This is a genomic window from Pseudomonas sp. KH_040 (genome assembly GCF_057839305.1).
The window spans coordinates 4,080,422-4,099,198 of record NZ_CM174487.1; the positions used below are offsets into that span (position 1 = coordinate 4,080,422).

Here is an 18,777-nt window from a genome sequence, read left to right on the forward strand (position 1 = left end):
CGCTTCACACTGGCTGCGCAGAATCTTTAAATCGGCACTCATTCTTTGGGCGTACTGACCAAGCAGGCAGAGAAGTATTTGTTCTGGAATTCAGTGGTCGCGGCCGTTTGCTGCTCTGCGGTTTCGCGCCGTGGCTCTTCATACGCATCTTGAATGAGCCTCTGATACATCTTGGTGATCAACTTATTCTCATTTTTTTCCGAAATGTCCCAAAGCGTCGCCATGGGAGCGCCATCCTGACGTGCCTGCATCACGACCATCGCGGCGTTTTCAAGGATCTTGCAGCCTTTCAGATATTCGGTTTTTGAGATGGCCTGTGCGGAAAAGCTGCAAGTAAGTAATGCAGCACAGACAAAGAGACGATTACGTAGCACAGTGGTCTTCCTTGGAAAAATGGCCCGGGACTCTATCATTGATATCGTAATGCCATCAATTCGAACTGATCTGCAAGGTTCAACGTTTCAGGGCTTCGCAGCGGGTGCGCAGGTCATGGTTGTCGATATTCCCGCAACTGCTGCCGCCGGTCGTGGCGTTGCAATAGGCTCGTTGATCATGGTCATCGATGTTGCCGCATGAGCTGTTGCCCTGCTCCGCATTGCACCGCGCACGCAAGTCGTGATTATCAATATTGCCGCAACTGCTGCCGCTCTTCTTCGCGTTGCAGTAGGCGCGCTGATCATGGTCATCGATGTTGCCGCAGGAGCTGCCACCCAACTCGGCGTTGCACGAGGCGCGCAAATCGTGATTATCGATATTGCCGCAACTGCTGCCGCTCTCCCTCGCATTGCAATAGGCCCGCTGATCGTGGTCGTCGATGTTCCCGCAACTGGCGAACGTGTAACTGCTGAACATCAACAACATGGCGAGTAATAGTCTCATCACACACTTCCTTGGGTTGCCAGGAAACAGCCTGGCACTGGTTGATCCTGTTCAATGAGCGTCGCGACACGCCATCAAATTGACATCGCTTTTTAGGAAAGTTCCAAATCGAGGTGTGTGCGGATTTGAGTTCTGAAAAAGGCGTAGGAAAACGCGTCGTGTGGTGAGGGGATTCGTCCGTCGAGGGCGATGAAGTGGCACAGACATGGCGAGCTTTTTTGCCCTGAGACTTCGAACGCATCGGATTACGTCGATTGCACCTTGAAACGCGGTTTTACGGCATTCCAACCGGCTCCCTCGCCGACCGGTTTTGCGTCCTACAAGTCGGTTGGGGCTGATGAGATTGCTGCCTAGGGGCTTTGTAAAGAGCGAATGAAAAACAACCGAAGAAAGGATAGGCATTAGACCATGAGAAAATCCTGACTTTTTGGTGATATGCCTTATCGCATATCGCTTTAACAACCTGTCAACTTTAACAGGTGTATTTTTCGCAGATATATATAAATTTAGTTAGGTAATATCTCATTCACTGAAATCACCGGAAGGAATAAAACATGAATATCTATCGCGACTCTATTCGAGCTCTCTTGGTAGCCAGCGCGATTGGCTATGCCAGCCTTTCGATGGCTGGAATTGTAGATACCGAACAATCAGTACGTGGCGATAAGGCTGTATATGTAACCTGTACGGAAGCCGAAAAACGCAATGGTCAATGCCAAGACAAATGACGCTTGCAGAACAGCAGACGAAAAGAAACCGCAATAACGCGGTTTCTTTCTAACTACCGTCTTCTGATAACTGCAATTAAACCACACACTAGCGCGTCAGAAATTCGCCGGCGTATTCGCACTAATAATCTCAGCCTCATCCGCCCCGATATTCCGGAACTTATGCGGCAGCGTGGTCGGGAAGTAATACCCATCCCCTGCATTCAATACACTCACCGACCCATCCACGGTCAACTCAACCGTACCCCGAGTCACCAGTCCACACTCCTCACCCTCAGCATGCACAATCGGCTCTTCCCCCGAACTAGCGCCCGGTGCGTATTGCTCACGCAACAAGCGCATCTGCCGGCTTGGCACCGAGGCGCCAATCAGCAGCAGGCGCAGGCCGTGGCGGCCGAGGTCGGGTTGTTCGTTGGCGCGGAAGACGTATTGGTGTTCGCGCGGGGGTTGGTCGAAGGTGAAGAAGTCGGCCAGGGACATGGGTATGCCTTCGAGCAGCTTTTTCAGTGAGCTGACGGAGGGGCTGACGCGATTTTGTTCGATCAGGGAGATGGTGGCATTGGTCACGCCGCTACGCCGGGCCAGCTCGCGCTGGGAGAGTTTGTAGCTTTCGCGTACTAGTTTGAGTCGAGAACCCGTATCCATGACTGCCTTATGTGAGAAGTACTTAGGCTCTGCGCGAAAACTGCCTGCGCGACGATCATGCTGCGTTAAAAACAGGCTCGGAATGCTCATGTAGGGCCCTACACTCCGCTTCCTCGCCTGTTTTTGCCTTGCCTGATCGCCGCTCGGCGGTTCTCGCGCAGACCCACGGGTAATGGGGGTGGGTGGCGGGTGCCGCGCGTGGGGCGCGGATCACGTTGCTCCCGTGTCCCGGAACCGTGAAAGGCGGCTATTAAATCACGTTTGCCGGTGTTGCTCAGCAGGTTCGATGGACGGTGGGTGAAATGAACCTGCCGGTGGTAATTCTGGGCTGAATACAAAACCTGTGGGAGCTGGCTTGCCAGCGATCGGGTGGCACATTCAACATCCCTTTTGCTGAAAGACCGCCATCGCTGGCAAGCCAGCTCCCACAGGTTTTGTGGTGTGTCAGCGGGAGTGATGGTGTCTTTTCTAACCTCATCGCGAGCAGGCTCACTCCTACAATTTGATCTTTAGTGTTTCAGTCGGATTGATGTTGTGTTTGCTGGCCTCATCGCTGGCAAGCCAGCTCCCACATTTGGATATCAGGGAGTGTTGCGATAAGAAAAACCGGCGGGGTCTTGGGGCCGCCGCCGGGGAGGTAACTTAGATGCCAAAGCGGTCGCGCAGCGAGTAGTAGACGGCGCCGAGGGCAGTCAGTGGCGCGGAGAAGGTGCGACCACCGAGCATTGGCATGTGCGGCAGCGATGCGAAGGCGTCGAAGCGTTCGGCGTCGCCGCGGATCATTTCCGAGATCAGTTTGCCGGCGAGGTGCGAGCAGGTGACGCCGTGGCCGCTGTAGCCTTGCATGTAGTAGGCGTTCTTTTCGATGCGGCCGAATTGCGGCATGCGTGACATGGTCAGCAGGAAGTTGCCGGTCCAGCGGTAGTCGATCTTGACGTCTTTGAGCTGCGGGAAGGTCTTGAGGATCTTCGGGCGGATCAGTTGTTCGATGTCGTCCGGTTCACGCGCGCCGTAGACCACGCCGCCGCCGTAGAGCAGACGGTTGTCGGCCGTCAGGCGGTAGTAATCCAGCAGGTAATTGCAGTCTTCGACGCAGTAGTTGTTGGTGATCAGGCTGCGCGCCTGTTTTTCGGTCAACGGTTCGGTGACGACGATCTGCGAACCGCACGGCATGCTTTTCGCGGTCACGCGGTTGTCGAGACCTTGTGGCAGATAAGCGTTGCCGGCGATCAACAGGTACTTGGCGCGGACCTGGCCTTTGGCGGTGCGCACAACGTTCGGCTCGCCGTATTTGATTTCCACGGCCGCCGATTGCTCGTAGATCTTGCCGCCCAAACGGGTGATCGCAGCCGCTTCACCGAGCGCCAGGTTCAGTGGGTGAACGTGGCCGCCCTGCATGTCCAGCAGGCCACCGACGTAAGCATCGGAGCCGACTTCGCGACGAATGTCAGCCGCGTCGAGCATCTTCAGATTGCGGTTGCCGTAACGCTCCCAGCTGCGCTTTTGCTCAGCCAGACCGTTGAGTTGTTTTTTGTTCATCGCTGCGAAGATGCCGCCCGGGCGGTAGTCGCATTTGATGTCGTATTCCTTGATGCGCGAACGAATGATGTCGGCGCCTTCGAAGATCATGCTGCCGAGAATTTCTGCGGTCTTGTCGCCGTAGCGCTCTTCGATCACATCGACGTCACGGCTGTAGGAGTTGACCAGTTGACCGCCGTTGCGCCCGCTGGCGCCGTAGCCGACTTTCGCCGCTTCCAGCACCGTCACTTTGTAGCCGGCTTCGGTGAGGAACAGCGCCGAGGACAGACCGGTGTAGCCGGCGCCGATGATGCAGACGTCGCACTCGACTGACTCTTCCAGAACCGGAAAGTCGATGACTTCATTGCGGGTGGCGGCGTAGTAGCTGTTTACGTGTTGTTGCTTCATTTTATTGTTCTCCGAAGGTCGCTCATCAAGAGCGACCACCGCTGTCGAAAATCAGAGCTTGATCCAGGTCGCTTTCAGCTCGGTGTACTTGTCGAACGCGTGCAGCGATTTATCGCGGCCGTTGCCCGATTGTTTGAAACCACCGAACGGTGCGGTCATGTCGCCGCCGTCGTACTGGTTGACCCAGACGCTGCCGGCACGCAGGCCACGGGCGAAGGTGTGCGCCTTGCTGAGGTTGCTGGTCCAGACGCCGGCGGCGAGGCCGAAGATGCTGTCGTTGGCGATCTGCAGCGCTTCTTCGGCGGTGTCGAAGGTGATCAGCGACAGCACCGGGCCAAAGATTTCTTCCTGAGCGATGGTCATCGCGTTGGTCACGCCGTCGAACAGCGCCGGTTGCACATAGAGGCCGCCGGTTTCTTCGAGGATGCGTTGGCCGCCGGCGATCAGTTCGGCGCCCTGCTCGCGACCGATGCTGATGTAGCGCAGCACATTGTCGAGTTGACGCTGATCGACCACGGCACCGACGGTGGTAGCCGGATCGAGTGAATGACCGGGTTTCCACGCTTGCAGCGCTTCCACCAACAGCGGAATGAATTGCTCGCGAATCGAGCGCTCGACCAGCAAGCGCGAACCGGCAGTGCAGACTTCGCCCTGGTTAAAAGCAATGGCGCCGGCCGCCGCTTGTGCTGCCGCGCGCAAATCCGGAGCGTCGGCAAACACCACGTTCGGGCTCTTGCCCCCTGCTTCGAGCCAGACGCGTTTCATGTTGCTTTGGCCGGCATAAATCATCAGTTGCTTGGCAATCGCTGTGGAGCCGGTGAAGGCCAGCACGTCAACGTCCATGTGCAACGCCAGCGCCTTGCCGACGGTGTGGCCGAAGCCTGGCAGAACGTTGAACACGCCTTTCGGAATGCCAGCATCGAGCGCAAGTTGAGCGATGCGGATTGCGGTCAGCGGCGATTTTTCCGAAGGTTTCAGAATGAACGAATTGCCTGCCGCCAGTGCTGGAGCGAATTTCCAGCTGGCCATGATCAGCGGGAAATTCCACGGCACGATGGCCGCAACTACACCGGACGGCTCGCGAGTGACGAGGCCGAGTTGGTCGTGCGGCGTCGCGGCGACTTCGTCGTAGATCTTGTCGATGGCTTCGGCGCTCCAGCGAATCGCATTGGCGGTCGCCGGGATGTCGATGCTCATCGAATCGCTGATCGGTTTACCCATGTCGAGGGTTTCCAGCAGCGCCAGTTCTTCCTGGTTCTGCTGGATCAGATCGGCGAAGCGAATCAGGATGCGCTTGCGCTCGGCCGGGGCTTTTTTCGCCCAGATGCCGGATTCGAAAGACTGACGCGCGACGTCAACGGCGAGGTTGGCGTCGGCTTCATCGGTGCTAGCCACGGAGGCGAGGAAACGGCCATCGACGGGGCTCAGGCATTCGAAGGTATCGCCACTGATGGCCGGGCGGTATTCACCGTTGATGAACGCGCGGGCTTCGATGGTCAGGGACTGGAAGCGTTGTTCCCAGTCGTTGCGGGTCGTTGTCATTGTTGTGGCTCGACAAGGGGGAATTGGGGGGCTGTCTGGTTGCGATGTCTGGCTTGAGGTGGCTGCCCTCACCCTAGCCCTCTCCCAGGGGTAGAGGGGACCGATCGGGGGATGCTCAGAATCTCCGCCGACCTGAAAAATCTTTGCCGATTCCATAATCGACTGGATCGTTCAGGTCGCTGAACATCTCAAGACAACCCGGTCAGTCCCCTCTCCCTCGGGGAGAGGGTTAGGGTGAGGGGCTCTTCAGCTTTTGAGGGCCTCAGCCAATCACACCGTATGCAGATACCAGTTGTACTCAAGGTCTGAAATCGAGTTCTCGAACTCGGCCAGCTCGCTCTCTTTACACGCGACAAACACGTCGATGTACATCGGGTCGATGTAGCGGGCCATGACTTCGCTGTCGTCCAGCTCGCGCAGTGCATCACGCAGGTTGTTCGGCAGGCTCTGTTCGTTCTGCTCGTAGCTGTTGCCTTCCACCGGGGCACCCGGTTCGATCTGATTGGTCAGGCCGTGGTGAATACCGGCCAGCACCGACGCCATCAGCAAGTACGGGTTGGCGTCGGCACCGGCGACACGGTGCTCGATGCGCACGGCGTCCGGCGAACCGGTCGGTACGCGCACGGCCACGGTGCGGTTGTCGATGCCCCAGCTCGGCGAGTTCGGTACATAGAACTGCGCGCCGAAGCGGCGGTACGAGTTGACGTTCGGGCAGAGGAACGCCATTTGCGCAGGCAGGGTCTCCAGCACACCGCCGATCGCGTGACGCAGTGCAGCGTTCTGCTCGGGATCCTCGCTGGCGAAGATGTTGTTGCCTTCTTTGTCCAGGATCGAAATGTGCACGTGCAGACCGTTGCCCGCCTGGCCCGGATACGGCTTGGCCATGAAGGTGGTGTCCATCTCGTGGTCGTAGGCGATGTTCTTCACCAGACGCTTGAGCAGGACGGCGTAGTCGCACGCCTTGATCGGGTCGGAGACGTGATGCAGGTTGACTTCGAATTGCGCCGGGGCGCTTTCCTTGACGATCGCGTCAGCCGGAATGCCCTGCTCTTTCGCGCCTTCGAGGATGTCTTGCAGGCAATCGACGTATTCGTCGAGATCGTCGATCAGGTACACCTGAGTCGACACCGGACGCTTGCCGGACACTGGCGAACGTGGCGATTGCGGACGACCGTTCACGTTGTCTTGGTCGATCAGATAGAACTCGAGTTCGAACGCGGCGCAGATGGTCAGACCGAGGTCGTCGAATTTGCGTACGACGTTGGCCAGCACTTCACGCGGGTCAGCGAAAAACGGCTGGCCTTCGATCTCGTGCATGGTCATTAGAAGTTGTGCGGTTGGGCGCTTCTGCCACGGCTCGATGCTCAGGGTGCCGGGGATCGGATAGCAAATGCGGTCAGCGTCGCCGATGTCCAGACCCAGGCCGGTGCTTTCCACCGTGGAGCCGTTGATATCGAGCGCGAAAAGCGAGGCCGGCAGGTTGATGCCTTTCTCATAAACCTTATGAAGACTGGTGCGTTCGATGCGCTTGCCGCGCACCACACCGTTCATATCCGCAATCAGAAGGTCGACGTACAAAACCTCAGGATATTTCTTAAGGAATGCGTTTGCTTCGTTGAGTTGAACGGTACGCAGAGGGACCGACATGATGCACCTATTTAGCTGTTAATTATTATGTTCACTACTGTTTCGCCGAGCCAGTCAACCCGAACGGCAAAGTGAAGTCAATAGCGAACAGATGGCCGCGCAGGGTTTATTTTTCGGGCTTTTTTTAACACTCGCGTGCCAATACAGGCGCCACAGACCCTGAAATCATGAAGATATGATGAACGGCGTTTAGAATTTTTTACATGACAGTTGTTAATTAAAATCAACGAGGCTAAGCTCCGGAAAAGCTCGTTCAAGTGTCAAACTTCGAGGTGAATAAAAATGGCATTCAAGCCATTGATCGGCGTTACTGCGTGCGTCAAACAGATTGGCCTGCACCCCTATCACATCAGCGGCGACAAGTACGTACGTGCTGTCAGCGTTGGCGCTGAAGGGCTGCCAGTGGTCATTCCTTCTCTTGGCAACCTGACTGAAATCGAAGACCTGCTCGGTCAACTCGACGGCCTGTTGCTGACCGGCTCGCCCTCGAACGTGGAACCCTTCCACTATCAAGGCCCGGCCAGCGCCCCCGGCACGGATCACGATCCGGCGCGGGATGCCACCACCCTTCCTTTATTGCGTGCAGCCATTGCGGCGGGCGTTCCGGTGCTCGGTATCTGCCGAGGCTTCCAGGAAATGAACGTGGCGTTCGGCGGCAGCCTGCATCAGAAGGTGCATGAGCTGCCGGGCATGCTCGATCACCGCGAAGCCGATAGCCCGGACGTGGCGGTGCAATACGCACCGGCCCACGCCGTGACCGTACTCGCTGGCGGTGTGTTCGAAGCACTGGAGCTGCCGGGCGAGTTCCAGGTCAACTCGATTCACAGCCAGGGCATCGACCGCCTCGCGCCCGGCCTGCGCGCCGAAGCGGTGGCGCCGGACGGTTTGATCGAGGCGATCTCGGTCGAGCACAGCCCGACTTTCGCCCTCGGCGTGCAATGGCACCCGGAATGGCAAGTGCTGGACAACCCGAACTACCTGAAGATATTCCAGGCGTTCGGCGCGGCTTGCCGGCAACGGGCGGCGCGGCGCAACAAGCGCTGATCCAACCCAAGAATACGTAACGATTTACTGCCCCCTCGGACGTCGGGTGTGCCTGCGCGCATCCGTCATTCGTGAACAGCAACACCCGTAATAACAACAAGTACGACCCAGGCAGCCAGGACGGCGGCGCCGACCAAGCCGGATCGGTAAGTGCAATACCTGTCAGAACAATGCAAAACCCTGTGGGAGCTGGCTTGCCAGCGATGAGGCCGTCACCTTCAACATTAATGGTGACTGACCCACCGCCATCGCTGGCAAGCCAGCTCCCACAGTGTATTGCGGCGATTCGACCGGAGCAGCGCTTACAGGCTTGCAATCCACTTAAGCCCGGCCACATTGGCCAGGCGAACGAAACCTGTTGGGAGTTTCACATGGCAAACGCCTCCAGCACTTACAGGAAGGCACTTGAAGGTCATCAGCAACCGAAAAAGGTGCTGGTGAAAGTCGATCGTGTCACCAAGAAGTTCGACGAAACCGTGGCCGTGGACGATGTGTCCCTGGAGATCCATCAGGGCGAAATCTTCGCTCTGCTCGGTGGCTCCGGTTCGGGCAAATCGACCCTGCTGCGCATGCTCGCCGGTTTCGAGCGCCCGACCGAAGGGCGGATTCTGCTCGACGGCGTGGACATCACCGACATGCCGCCGTACGAGCGGCCGATCAACATGATGTTCCAGTCCTACGCGCTGTTCCCACACATGACCGTCGCGCAGAACATCGCCTTCGGCCTCAAGCAAGACCGTTTGCCCGCCAGTGAAATCGACGCCCGTGTCGATGAAATGCTGCGTCTGGTGCACATGACCCAATACGCCAAACGCCGCCCGCACCAGTTGTCCGGCGGCCAGCGCCAGCGCGTCGCCCTCGCCCGCTCGCTGGCCAAGCGTCCGAAGCTGTTGCTGCTCGACGAGCCAATGGGTGCGCTGGATAAAAAGCTGCGCTCGCAGATGCAACTGGAGCTGGTACAGATCATCGAACGCGTCGGCGTGACGTGCGTGATGGTGACCCACGACCAGGAAGAGGCCATGACCATGGCCGAGCGCATCGCGATCATGCACCTCGGCTGGATCGCTCAGATCGGCAGCCCGGTCGACATCTATGAAGCACCGGTCAGCCGCATGGTCTGCGAATTCATCGGCAACGTGAACGCCTTCGACGGCACTGTGGTGGAAGACCTTGAAGGTCACGCGATCATTCACAGCCCGGACTTGCAGCAGAAGATCTACGTCGGTCACGGCGTCAGCACCTCGGTGCAGGACAAGTCGGTCACCTACGCGATCCGTCCGGAAAAAATGCTCGTCAGCACCACCCAACCCGAGTTCCGCTACAACTGGTCCGAAGGCAAGGTGCATGACATCGCCTACCTCGGCGGCCACTCGGTGTTCTACGTCGAATTGCCCGGCGGCAAAATCGTCCAGTCGTTCATGGCCAACGCCGAGCGCCGTGGCGCGCGCCCGACCTGGGACGACAAAGTCTACGTCTGGTGGGAAGACGACAGCGGCGTGGTACTGCGCTCATGAGAACCTTCAATCAGCAATTCCTGCGCCTGGTGCCCAGCGGGCGAAAACTGGTGATCGGCATTCCGTTCATCTGGCTGTTCCTGTTCTTCATGCTGCCGTTCTTTCTGGTGATGAAGATCAGTTTCTCGGAAGCCGCACTGTCGATCCCGCCGTACTCGGAGATCTACACCTACGCCGAACAGAAATTCCAGCTGCTGCTGAACATCGGCAACTACACCATGCTCGGCGAAGACGAGCTGTACCTGTCGGCCTACCTCGGTTCGCTGAAGGTCGCGGCGCTGAGCACGATGATGTGTCTGCTGATCGGTTTCCCGATGGCCTACGCGATCACCAAGACCGGCAAGGAAACGCAAAACGTCCTGCTGCTGTTGATCATGATGCCGACCTGGACCGCGATCCTGATCCGCGTTTACGCGTGGATGGGGATCCTCAGCAACAACGGTTTGCTTAACGCATTTCTGATGTGGACGGGACTCACCGATCACCCGATCGAGATCCTCAACACCAACACGGCCGTGTATATCGGCGTGGTTTACGCCTACCTGCCGTTCATGGTGCTGCCGCTGTACGCCAACCTGGTCAAGCACGACGGCAGCTTGCTGGAAGCCGCGCAGGACCTGGGTTCGAGCAACTTCAACAACTTCTGGAAAATCACCGTGCCGCTGGCCAAGAACGGCATTATTGCCGGCTGCATGCTGGTGTTCATTCCGGTGGTCGGTGAGTTCGTGATTCCGGAACTGCTCGGTGGCCCGGAGACGCTGATGATCGGTCGCGTGCTGTGGCAAGAGTTCTTCAATAACCGCGACTGGCCGGTGGCATCGGCGCTGGCGGTGGTGATGCTGTTGATCCTGATTGTGCCGATTCTGCTGTTCAACCGCAGCCAGGCCAAAGAGATGGAGGCACGGGGATGAAACGCTTCGGTTTTTCCAAGTTCATGTTGATCTTCGGCCTGATGTTCATTTATCTGCCGATGCTGATTCTGGTGATCTACTCGTTCAACGCCTCGAAACTGGTGACGGTGTGGGGCGGCTGGTCGGTGAAGTGGTACGTCGGTTTGCTCGACAACACGCAACTGATGGGCTCGGTAGTGCGCTCGCTGGAAATCGCCTGCTACACCGCGATTGCCGCAGTCGCGTTGGGCACCCTCGCCGCTTTCGTGCTGACTCGCGTCACGCGTTTCAAGGGCCGCACGCTGTTTGGCGGTCTGGTCACCGCGCCATTGGTAATGCCTGAGGTGATCACCGGCCTGTCGCTGTTGCTGCTGTTCGTGGCGATGGCGCAGTTGATCGGCTGGCCGCAGGAGCGTGGCATCGTCACGATCTGGATCGCCCACACCACGTTTTGTGCCGCTTATGTCGCGGTGGTAGTCTCCGCCCGCCTCCGCGAGCTGGATCTGTCGATCGAAGAAGCGGCGATGGACCTCGGTGCGAAACCGTTCAAGGTGTTTTTCCTGATCACCATTCCAATGATCGCGCCGTCGCTGGCGGCGGGCGGGATGATGTCGTTCGCCTTGTCGCTGGATGACCTGGTGTTGGCCAGCTTCGTTTCCGGACCAGGTTCGACGACGTTGCCGATGGAAGTGTTCTCGGCGGTGCGTCTGGGCGTGAAACCTGAGATCAACGCCGTGGCCAGCCTGATTCTGCTGGCGGTGTCGCTGGTGACTTTCCTGGTCTGGTACTTCGGCCGCAAGGCAGAAGCCAACCGCAAGCGGGCGATTCAGGAAGCGATGGATCAGACCGCAAACGAGTCGTGGCGACCACAGCAACAAGCCGCCACCGCATAACCCTGTAGGAGCTGCGGCACGCTGCGATCTTCTGATCTTGATGTGAAAGATCAAAAGATCGCAGCCTCGTTTCACTCGACAGCTCCTACACATGCTGGCGCTGTTAACCGAGTTTTGGCTTTGTGTTTTTGAATAAAAAGAATGGAGTTGTACCAATGAAAATGTTTGGCAGGACTCTGCTGACACTGTCCTTAATGGGCGCAATGGTCATGGGCGCCCAGGCCAACGACAAGGTGCTGCGTGTTTACAACTGGTCCGATTACATCGCGCCGGACACCGTCAAGAAGTTCGAAGACGAGACCGGCATCCGCGTGACCTACGACGTCTTCGACAGCAACGAGACCCTTGAGGCGCGTTTGCTGGCGGGCAAGTCCGGCTACGACCTGGTCGTGCCGTCGAACAGTTTCCTGGCCAAGCAGATCAAGGCTGGCGTCTATCAGACCCTGGACAAATCGAAGCTGCCGAACTGGAAGAATCTCAACCCGGTGCTGCTGAAAAACGCCGCCGCCAGTGATCCGGACAACGCCCACGCGTTCCCGTACATGTGGGGCTCGATCGGCATCGGTTTCAATCCGGCCAAGGTCAAGGAAGTGCTCGGCGCCAACGCCCCGACCAATTCCTGGGACTTGCTGTTCAAGCCGGAAAACGCTAAAAAGCTGAAAGCCTGCGGCATCAGTTTCCTCGACTCGCCGACCGAAATGATCCCGGCCGCCCTGCACTACCTGGGCTATCCGGTGAACGACAAGGACACCGCGCACATCAAGGAAGCCGAGGCGCTGTTCATGAAGATTCGCCCGAACGTGGCGTACTTCCATTCCTCGAAATACATCTCCGATCTGGCCAACGGCAACATCTGCGTGGCAGTTGGTTACTCCGGCGACGTGCTGCAGGCCAAGGCCCGCGCCGTGGAATCGGGCAACAACGTGGTGATCGACTACAGCATTCCCAAGGAAGGCGCCGGCAGTTTCTACGACATGGTCGCCATTCCGCGTGATGCGGCGAACGTCGAGAACGCCTACCTGTTCATGGACTTCCTGATGCGTCCGGACATCATCGCCGAGATCACCAACAGCAACGGCTACAGCAACGCCAACGCGGCGGCCACGCCACTGGTGGACGAAGCGATCCGCAACGACCCGGGCTCGTACCCGTCGCAAGCGGTAATGGCGACGTTGTATGCGGTGCCGGATCAGCCGATTGCCACGCAGCGGATCATGACCCGTGGCTGGACCCGGGTGAAACTCGGTAAGTGAGCCGATGATCGTTCCCACGCTCCGCGTGGGAATGCAGTCCGGGACGCTCTGCGTCCCAAAGCGTGACGCGAAGCGTCACAAGAGGCATTCCCACGCAGAGCGTGGGAACGATCAGTGTAAAAATTTCCCGTTCACGCAGCGCCTTACCACCGCTGCACCCTGCTATGAACGGCCTCACCTGGCTCCCTCGGCTCAGGTGAATTCTCAGGCGTCTTCGGGCGCCTTTTTTTGTGCGCTCACATCAGCGACCAATCTTGCAGGATCCGATAGCGACCCTTGTGTGATTCGAACAGGGCAAAGCGTTCGGAGCGCAGGAAAAACTCCGGCGGCGTGGCCGACTCAGGCTCCGGCGCACGGTAGTCACGGGCCAGCGTCAGATGCGGGCGAAACTCGCGGGTTGTTTCTTCAAAGCCAAAGGGCAACATCGCCTGCTCTAGTGCGTAGACCAGCCGCAGCAGCGCTTGTGGCGCCTGCTCCGGCGCCAGCGACAACACCCCGGCGCGATGCCAGACCTGCAAGTGGTTCAACGAAATCTTCAACGCCTCTCCCGGCGTGCGCACTTGTCCGGCCGCCTCGCAGACGTCGTTGATCTGCGCCAATGGCACCGCGCCGAGAAACAGCAGCGTCAGGTGAAAATTGTCCGCCGGCACCGGCTTACCGGTGCGCAACCCCAACTCCCCGCGCCACTGAGCGATCGCCTTGCGTTGCGCCGGCGGGCAATCGAGGGCGAAAAACAGTCGCTTCGCTTCATCGGTCATGGCCCTGCTCCCTGTTCAAAGTGTTCCGCCGGATTCTACACAGCCTGATCTGACGACTCGTGACGGGAAGCTATAGTTCAAGGATTGCCATCAACCGGAGGCCGCCATGCGCGAGATCCTCAGCAAAGAACCGTGGTGGGCGCGACCACCGCATCCCGGGCAGGATGAAAAGGAGCTGGAATGGGGCTGGCTGGTGCATTACAGCGAGGGTGAGCCGCGTTTCGAGTTCGTCCGCGAGCGGCCCACTGACGAACAGATTCGCGAGCGCAAAAGCTGCCGCATCACCCCCTCACCCGAGTGAACACAGTACCTGTAGGCCTTCGCCTGCTCGCGATAGCGGCAGGTCTGCCAAGCCAGCTCCCACAGGGTCGTGCGGTGCGCCCACCATTGCTGGTTTCACACAAAACCTGTGGGAGCTGGCTTGCCAGCGATAGCGGTAGGTCAGGCAATGATGATTTTGAATGTACGGGCGCCATCGCGAGTAGACGAAAGCCTACAAGAGATTTTGCGCAGGCCTCAGGATTCAAGAATGTTCTTGAAACCACCAAAGATCATGCGCTGGCCATCAAATCCCATTGGGTTGACGTCCGGTTGCATGCGCGGGTCGTCCATCATTTTTGCCATGCCGGCGTCGCGCGTAGCTTTGTCTGGCCAGATCAGCCAGCCGGACGACACCGTTTCGCCTTCCTTGAGTTTGACCGCCATCGGGAATGACGTGACCTTGCCCTCCGGCACGTCATCGCCCCAGCATTGAACCACGTCCTGTGCGCCGTATTCCTTGAACAGTTTCGCCGCGATTTCACAGTGTTTTTTGTACTGCTCACGATTTGCATTCGGCACCGGTGCGACAAAAATATCGATGTAAGCCATGATCACTCTCCTTGCATGTTGGTTTCGATCTGCTGGTTAGTAGATTGCGGTGGCTGCCATTCGACAGGATTCACGCCCAAGCCGACCGACGGCTCATCGCCCCCACCCAGATTGCGCTCGACCTGCCCGGCCATGTGCAACGTGCCGGCCATGACGCCAGTCGTCGGGTTCTGCACCAGTTTCATCCAGGCCTTGTCGAAGGTGCTGCCCAGACTGCTGCGGATCAGCGCTTCGCTGTCAGGGCGGTCATTGGCCTGAATGATCGCGCGAATGCCGGCCACACCGACCGAAATCAGTCCGCCAGCCAGTTTTCCGGCCGCTGCTGCGACTGCGCTGGCAGCCCCACGCGGGGCCATTTCCGCTTCCATCCGCTGACTGGCGCGCTTGGCCACCGGGGCCATGCCCGCGTCCGTCGAGGCAATGCCCTTGGCGCCACCCTCGGTGTGAATCTTGTCGATCAGCGCGGCATAGGCCGGCAGCGTATTCAACGGCTCGGTACTGATCACCTGAAACAGCGAGGCATCCCGCGCCGGTGGCGGGCCAAGCGCAATGGCCGGGACTTTCTGCAAACGTCCATTGAGCTGACCAACGGGCACACCATGACGTTGGGCGATGAGCGGCATCTGCTGCGCCATCAACTGCGCATAGAACGCCGTGGCCTGACCAAGAATCGCATCCGGATCGATCTCCACCGCCACCGGCGCCAGCACCCTTTCCTGATACTGCTCAAGCAGATACGCCGCGAGACGCTTGGCCGAGGCGTCCTGCTCGCCACCGGCATTGATCGTGTACCAACTGACCTTCATCGACAGCCATTCCTGGGTCCAATAGCTGCTGAACCACGGGATGAAATTTTCTTCAGTTTGCTGATAGACCCGAGTGCGCCAATGTTCCATCGAGCCACGGGCGAAGACTTTGACTTGCTCGGTGGACTGCTGCGAAGCACTGACGATTTCCCGGTCGATCTGCTGCCAGGTCTGCGGCGAGACGAACACGGCCTGCGGCGCTGCCACCGGCACCCGCGCCGAGGTGGCGCAGCCGGCCAGCAACAACAGTGCGGCGACGAGCAGCGCACGCGGGTTCACGGTGGCGGTTTCCTTCAAATGTGTGAGAGGCAGATTTGATTATAGGTGGGTCAATTGAGCCTGATGTTGGAAGTACCGGCCTCATCGCTGGCAAGCCAGCTCCCACAAGGATTTCCAGCGGCCGCAGATTTTGTGATCACCTCAGAACCTGTGGGAGCTGGCTTGCCAGCGATGAGGCCATCAGCAACACCCAAAAAACCCCAACCATAACTGCCATCGATATTCACCATCGCCACGATTGCCTTCCGCCCACCGCCCATCAAAGGCACGATTGAGCCATCCGAAACACAGCGAGGAGTTCACAACATGATTCACACCCACGTCACACTCTCCGTGAGTTTCCCGGTGTTCGGCAGCAACTATTACGACCAGCACGCCGTGTCGCACAAAGCGCAGGCACTGGTGTTCAACGAAGATTTCGAAGATCTGTTGATGCCCGCTGCGACCAATCACTTCAGCAATGAAGTGGTCGGCATCAACGATCAATTCCGTTTTCTGAGCGACATTCTCGCCACCCATTTGCTGGACATCGAGGCCTCCGTGCCTGCGCGATCCAGCGTCCGGGCGAGCGCTCACTTTTCTTGAGTATCGAGGGCTAAACAAAGAGGGCGTCCCATCGCGGGACGCCCTCTTGCGTTCAATCAGTCATCATCCCGATCACGATAGTAACGACGCCCGTCGCGGCGATCATCGCGGTCATCCCAGCGCCGGTCATGGTCGTAATTGCGGCCATGATCGCGGTCGTAATGCCGGCCATGGCGGTGGTCATCATCAAAATCCGCGACACAGCCACCGAGCATTACGGCGGCGGTCACGGTCAGCAGCATCGTTGTTGCGCGCTTCATTCAACACTTCCCTAAAACCAAGGTCTTGACGACGGAATCGGCCACACTGCCCGCGCCATCAGGACGCGGTGCGCGCAGCCGCAGATACGACCGGGCAAAACGCCGTTGATTCACTGGCCACTAGCGACCGTTTGTCGCCCCGTACGCGCTGCCCGAGCGGCGGCGAAATGCCACCTATACTGCTTGCAACCTAGCCCCACGCAATGGATCTGCGCCCTCAATAACAACAAGCAGAGGTGGACCATGGTCTGGCAGCAAATTTACGACCCGTTCGGCAACCCGGTGATCTCCACGCTCATGGCCGCCGTACCGGTGGTGGTGATGCTCGCGGCACTGGCGTTTTTCCACGTCAAGGCGCACTTGGCGGCGCTGCTGGCGCTGGCGTCCGCCCTGCTGATTTCGATTTTCGCCTTCGGAATGCCAGCCAATATGGCCGGTTCGGCGGCGTTGTTTGGCGCGGCGAATGGCTTGCTGCCAATCGGCTGGATCGTCCTCAACATCATTTTTCTGCATCGCCTGACCACCGAGAACGGCTCGTTCAAAGTGCTGCAGGACTCACTTGCACGCATCACTGATGATCGACGTTTGCAGTTGCTGCTGATTGCGTTCTGCTTCGGTGCATTTTTCGAAGGTGCGGCGGGATTCGGCACGCCAGTGGCGGTGACCGGGGCGATTCTGATCGGACTTGGGTTTTCGCCATTGGCCGCGTCGGGTCTGGCGCTGATTGCCAACACCGCGCCGGTGGCATTCGGCGCACTGGGTACGCCGATCATCACACTGGCCAAAGTCACCGGGCTGGATGAAATGGAATTGTCGATGATGGTCGGTCGGCAGTTGCCGTTTTTCTCGGTGCTGGTGCCGTTCTGGTTGATCTGGGCATTCGCCGGGTGGCGCAAGATGCTCGAGATCTGGCCGGCGATTCTGGTGGCCGGCGTCAGCTTCGCGATCCCGCAATTTCTGGTGTCGAACTACCACGGGCCAATGCTGGTGGACGTGATCGCCGCGCTGATTTCCATGGCCTGTCTGACGCTGTTTTTAAAGGTGTGGAAACCAGCGACCATTCACACCTCCGCTGCGCTTTCGGGGCGCGTAGACAACTCCAAAGTCGATGAAGAAAAAATCACTGCCAGCGCCGCGTTCAGCGATCAGGCGCGCCCGGCGGTGATGCGCGCGTGGATGCCGTGGATCATCCTCACTGTGTTCGTGTTTGCCTGGGGCACGCAGGGCTTCAAGAACATGTTCGACACCCGTCCGGCGATTGATCCGGTCACCCAGTCAGCCAAGCTTGATCCCACCGGCAAACCGCTACGCGAGGCCAACCCGATTTTCGCCCCGGCCGTGACGTTCACCAGCCTGCACCTGCAAATCGAAAAAGTCCCGCCGGTGGTCGCGGCACCGAAGGCTGAAGAAGCGGTGTACAAATTCACCTGGCTCACCGCTACCGGCAGCGGGATTCTGCTGGCGGCGATTGTTGGTGGCTTGCTGATGGGCTACTCGATTCCGCAACTGATCAAGCAATACCTGCGCACATTGTGGGTGGTGCGGTTTTCGCTGATCACCATTGCAGCGATGCTGGCGCTGGGGTTTCTCACGCGTTACTCCGGACTCGACGCGACCATGGGTCTGGCGTTTGCAGCGACGGGGATTTTCTATCCGATGTTCGGCACGCTGCTCGGTTGGCTGGGTGTGGCGTTGACCGGCTCCGATACAGCGTCAAACGTATTGTTTGGCGGCTTGCAGCGGGTGACTTCGGAACAGCTCGGGATCAGTCCGGTGTTGATGGCGGCGGCCAACAGCTCTGGCGGGGTGATGGGCAAAATGGTCGATGCGCAATCGATCGTGGTCGCCTCCACCGCGACCCGCTGGTATGGGCATGAGGGCGAGATTCTGCGCTACGTGTTCTTCCACTCGATCGTGCTGGCGATTCTGGTCGGCGGGCTGGTGACATTGCAGGCGTATGTGGCGCCGTTTACCTCGATGGTGGTCGGCGGGCATTGAGGCTGGATGATCTGGTCCCATCGCTGGCAAGCCAGCTCCCACAGGAACTCATGCTGTAAACAAAATTTCGTTCACAACATCGAAACCTGTGGGAGCTGGCTTGCCAGCGATGAGGCACTGACATTCAACACTCATGTTGACGGACAAGACGCCATCGCGAGCACGCGAAGGCCTACAGGCGATTGTGTCGTACCGTCGATTAATGAGCCACACGCATAACTCTATAGCGAAAATCCGACAAAACCTTTTCCTCCCTCCGG

General features: G+C 58.6%; 20 protein-coding genes. 9 read left to right on the forward strand and 11 right to left on the reverse strand.

Going from position 1 to position 18,777, the window contains the following annotated elements:
* Positions 1 to 38: 38 nt before the first annotated feature.
* Positions 39 to 374, reverse strand: coding sequence for a hypothetical protein (locus tag AC3IUF_RS18045; protein ID WP_093440784.1), 336 nt, complete (start codon positions 372 to 374; stop codon positions 39 to 41).
* A 79-nt stretch (positions 375 to 453) separates the two neighbouring features.
* Positions 454 to 879 carry a hypothetical protein gene (locus AC3IUF_RS18050; RefSeq protein WP_007919295.1) on the reverse strand — a complete coding sequence of 142 codons (426 nt, stop codon included), beginning with the start codon at positions 877 to 879 and terminating at the stop codon, positions 454 to 456.
* Between the two features lie 554 nt (positions 880 to 1,433).
* Between AC3IUF_RS18050 and AC3IUF_RS18055 the strand changes: the two genes are divergently transcribed.
* Complete coding sequence (locus AC3IUF_RS18055) at positions 1,434 to 1,607, forward strand: hypothetical protein (RefSeq protein WP_185052010.1); 174 nt, start codon at positions 1,434 to 1,436, stop codon at positions 1,605 to 1,607.
* Positions 1,608 to 1,703: 96 nt separating this feature from the next.
* Here AC3IUF_RS18055 and AC3IUF_RS18060 read toward each other — a convergent pair whose 3' ends face one another.
* From AC3IUF_RS18060 to AC3IUF_RS18075, 4 genes are all read right to left on the reverse strand, one after another.
* Positions 1,704 to 2,252 (reverse strand): cupin domain-containing protein, encoded by a 549-nt coding sequence (locus AC3IUF_RS18060; RefSeq protein WP_007950154.1) that lies wholly within the window; start codon positions 2,250 to 2,252, stop codon positions 1,704 to 1,706.
* Between the two features lie 642 nt (positions 2,253 to 2,894).
* Positions 2,895 to 4,178 (reverse strand): NAD(P)/FAD-dependent oxidoreductase, encoded by a 1,284-nt coding sequence (locus tag AC3IUF_RS18065; RefSeq protein ID WP_095113594.1) that lies wholly within the window; start codon positions 4,176 to 4,178, stop codon positions 2,895 to 2,897.
* 51 nt (positions 4,179 to 4,229) lie between these two features.
* The gene (locus AC3IUF_RS18070; RefSeq protein WP_489278871.1) at positions 4,230 to 5,720 is read right to left on the reverse strand and encodes an aldehyde dehydrogenase; all 1,491 of its coding nucleotides are present in this window, start codon (positions 5,718 to 5,720) and stop codon (positions 4,230 to 4,232) included.
* Positions 5,721 to 5,990: 270 nt separating this feature from the next.
* Complete coding sequence (locus tag AC3IUF_RS18075; RefSeq protein WP_064120847.1) at positions 5,991 to 7,367, reverse strand: glutamine synthetase family protein; 1,377 nt, start codon at positions 7,365 to 7,367, stop codon at positions 5,991 to 5,993.
* Positions 7,368 to 7,649: 282 nt separating this feature from the next.
* Here AC3IUF_RS18075 and AC3IUF_RS18080 point away from each other — a divergent pair, with 282 nt between their 5' ends.
* The 5 genes from AC3IUF_RS18080 to AC3IUF_RS18100 all read left to right on the forward strand — a co-directional run bounded on the left by AC3IUF_RS18080 (position 7,650) and on the right by AC3IUF_RS18100 (position 12,961).
* Positions 7,650 to 8,411 (forward strand): gamma-glutamyl-gamma-aminobutyrate hydrolase family protein, encoded by a 762-nt coding sequence (locus AC3IUF_RS18080; protein WP_007918691.1) that lies wholly within the window; start codon positions 7,650 to 7,652, stop codon positions 8,409 to 8,411.
* A gap of 371 nt (positions 8,412 to 8,782) precedes the next feature.
* Positions 8,783 to 9,925: an ABC transporter ATP-binding protein gene (locus AC3IUF_RS18085; protein WP_007919249.1), complete on the forward strand. Its 1,143-nt coding sequence runs from the start codon at positions 8,783 to 8,785 to the stop codon at positions 9,923 to 9,925.
* Positions 9,926 to 9,954: 29 nt separating this feature from the next.
* Positions 9,955 to 10,836 carry an ABC transporter permease subunit gene (locus AC3IUF_RS18090; protein ID WP_371042493.1) on the forward strand — a complete coding sequence of 294 codons (882 nt, stop codon included), beginning with the start codon at positions 9,955 to 9,957 and terminating at the stop codon, positions 10,834 to 10,836.
* A complete protein-coding gene (locus tag AC3IUF_RS18095) occupies positions 10,833 to 11,708 on the forward strand; it encodes an ABC transporter permease subunit (protein ID WP_007919252.1) in 876 nt (291 codons plus the stop codon). The genes AC3IUF_RS18090 and AC3IUF_RS18095 overlap by 4 nt, the downstream gene beginning before the upstream one ends.
* 155 nt (positions 11,709 to 11,863) lie before the next feature.
* Complete coding sequence (locus AC3IUF_RS18100) at positions 11,864 to 12,961, forward strand: polyamine ABC transporter substrate-binding protein (RefSeq protein ID WP_489278874.1); 1,098 nt, start codon at positions 11,864 to 11,866, stop codon at positions 12,959 to 12,961.
* Positions 12,962 to 13,197: 236 nt separating this feature from the next.
* Here AC3IUF_RS18100 and thpR read toward each other — a convergent pair whose 3' ends face one another.
* Entirely contained in the window at positions 13,198 to 13,719 is a 522-nt protein-coding gene (gene thpR / locus AC3IUF_RS18105; protein ID WP_463543316.1) for an RNA 2',3'-cyclic phosphodiesterase, read from the reverse strand.
* A 106-nt stretch (positions 13,720 to 13,825) separates the two neighbouring features.
* Here thpR and AC3IUF_RS18110 point away from each other — a divergent pair, with 106 nt between their 5' ends.
* Positions 13,826 to 14,020 (forward strand): hypothetical protein, encoded by a 195-nt coding sequence (locus AC3IUF_RS18110; protein ID WP_007918825.1) that lies wholly within the window; start codon positions 13,826 to 13,828, stop codon positions 14,018 to 14,020.
* A gap of 215 nt (positions 14,021 to 14,235) precedes the next feature.
* On the opposite strand, the gene AC3IUF_RS18115 is transcribed toward AC3IUF_RS18110, so the two are convergent.
* Genes AC3IUF_RS18115 through AC3IUF_RS18125 form a run of 3 tightly spaced genes read right to left on the reverse strand, consistent with a single transcriptional unit; the run spans position 14,236 to position 15,910 of the window.
* A complete protein-coding gene (locus AC3IUF_RS18115) occupies positions 14,236 to 14,589 on the reverse strand; it encodes a DUF1428 domain-containing protein (RefSeq protein ID WP_463543317.1) in 354 nt (117 codons plus the stop codon).
* Positions 14,590 to 14,591: 2 nt separating this feature from the next.
* Entirely contained in the window at positions 14,592 to 15,674 is a 1,083-nt protein-coding gene (locus AC3IUF_RS18120; protein WP_414915886.1) for a hypothetical protein, read from the reverse strand.
* Positions 15,675 to 15,724: 50 nt separating this feature from the next.
* Positions 15,725 to 15,910: a hypothetical protein gene (locus tag AC3IUF_RS18125; protein WP_489278877.1), complete on the reverse strand. Its 186-nt coding sequence runs from the start codon at positions 15,908 to 15,910 to the stop codon at positions 15,725 to 15,727.
* 70 nt (positions 15,911 to 15,980) lie between these two features.
* On the opposite strand from AC3IUF_RS18125, the gene AC3IUF_RS18130 reads away from it, so the two are divergent.
* A complete protein-coding gene (locus AC3IUF_RS18130; protein ID WP_007918828.1) occupies positions 15,981 to 16,259 on the forward strand; it encodes a hypothetical protein in 279 nt (92 codons plus the stop codon).
* A 56-nt stretch (positions 16,260 to 16,315) separates the two neighbouring features.
* Here AC3IUF_RS18130 and AC3IUF_RS18135 read toward each other — a convergent pair whose 3' ends face one another.
* Positions 16,316 to 16,519 (reverse strand): hypothetical protein, encoded by a 204-nt coding sequence (locus tag AC3IUF_RS18135; protein ID WP_064120858.1) that lies wholly within the window; start codon positions 16,517 to 16,519, stop codon positions 16,316 to 16,318.
* A 243-nt stretch (positions 16,520 to 16,762) separates the two neighbouring features.
* Here AC3IUF_RS18135 and AC3IUF_RS18140 point away from each other — a divergent pair, with 243 nt between their 5' ends.
* Positions 16,763 to 18,517: an L-lactate permease gene (locus tag AC3IUF_RS18140; RefSeq protein ID WP_489278880.1), complete on the forward strand. Its 1,755-nt coding sequence runs from the start codon at positions 16,763 to 16,765 to the stop codon at positions 18,515 to 18,517.
* The last annotated feature ends 260 nt before the right edge of the window (positions 18,518 to 18,777 follow it).

Bases quoted from the DNA above. Each gene is read 5' to 3' on its own strand.
- AC3IUF_RS18050 (WP_007919295.1), bottom strand. From the start codon at position 879: ATGAGACTATTACTCGCCATGTTGTTGATGTTCAGCAGTTACACGTTC.
- AC3IUF_RS18055 (WP_185052010.1), top strand. From the start codon at position 1,434: ATGAATATCTATCGCGACTCTATTCGAGCTCTCTTGGTAGCCAGCGCG.
- AC3IUF_RS18060 (WP_007950154.1), bottom strand. From the start codon at position 2,252: ATGGATACGGGTTCTCGACTCAAACTAGTACGCGAAAGCTACAAACTC.
- AC3IUF_RS18065 (WP_095113594.1), bottom strand. From the start codon at position 4,178: ATGAAGCAACAACACGTAAACAGCTACTACGCCGCCACCCGCAATGAA.
- AC3IUF_RS18070 (WP_489278871.1), bottom strand. From the start codon at position 5,720: ATGACAACGACCCGCAACGACTGGGAACAACGCTTCCAGTCCCTGACC.
- AC3IUF_RS18075 (WP_064120847.1), bottom strand. From the start codon at position 7,367: ATGTCGGTCCCTCTGCGTACCGTTCAACTCAACGAAGCAAACGCATTC.
- AC3IUF_RS18080 (WP_007918691.1), top strand. From the start codon at position 7,650: ATGGCATTCAAGCCATTGATCGGCGTTACTGCGTGCGTCAAACAGATT.
- AC3IUF_RS18085 (WP_007919249.1), top strand. From the start codon at position 8,783: ATGGCAAACGCCTCCAGCACTTACAGGAAGGCACTTGAAGGTCATCAG.
- AC3IUF_RS18095 (WP_007919252.1), top strand. From the start codon at position 10,833: ATGAAACGCTTCGGTTTTTCCAAGTTCATGTTGATCTTCGGCCTGATG.
- AC3IUF_RS18100 (WP_489278874.1), top strand. From the start codon at position 11,864: ATGAAAATGTTTGGCAGGACTCTGCTGACACTGTCCTTAATGGGCGCA.
- thpR (WP_463543316.1), bottom strand. From the start codon at position 13,719: ATGACCGATGAAGCGAAGCGACTGTTTTTCGCCCTCGATTGCCCGCCG.
- AC3IUF_RS18110 (WP_007918825.1), top strand. From the start codon at position 13,826: ATGCGCGAGATCCTCAGCAAAGAACCGTGGTGGGCGCGACCACCGCAT.
- AC3IUF_RS18115 (WP_463543317.1), bottom strand. From the start codon at position 14,589: ATGGCTTACATCGATATTTTTGTCGCACCGGTGCCGAATGCAAATCGT.
- AC3IUF_RS18130 (WP_007918828.1), top strand. From the start codon at position 15,981: ATGATTCACACCCACGTCACACTCTCCGTGAGTTTCCCGGTGTTCGGC.
- AC3IUF_RS18135 (WP_064120858.1), bottom strand. From the start codon at position 16,519: ATGAAGCGCGCAACAACGATGCTGCTGACCGTGACCGCCGCCGTAATG.
- AC3IUF_RS18140 (WP_489278880.1), top strand. From the start codon at position 16,763: ATGGTCTGGCAGCAAATTTACGACCCGTTCGGCAACCCGGTGATCTCC.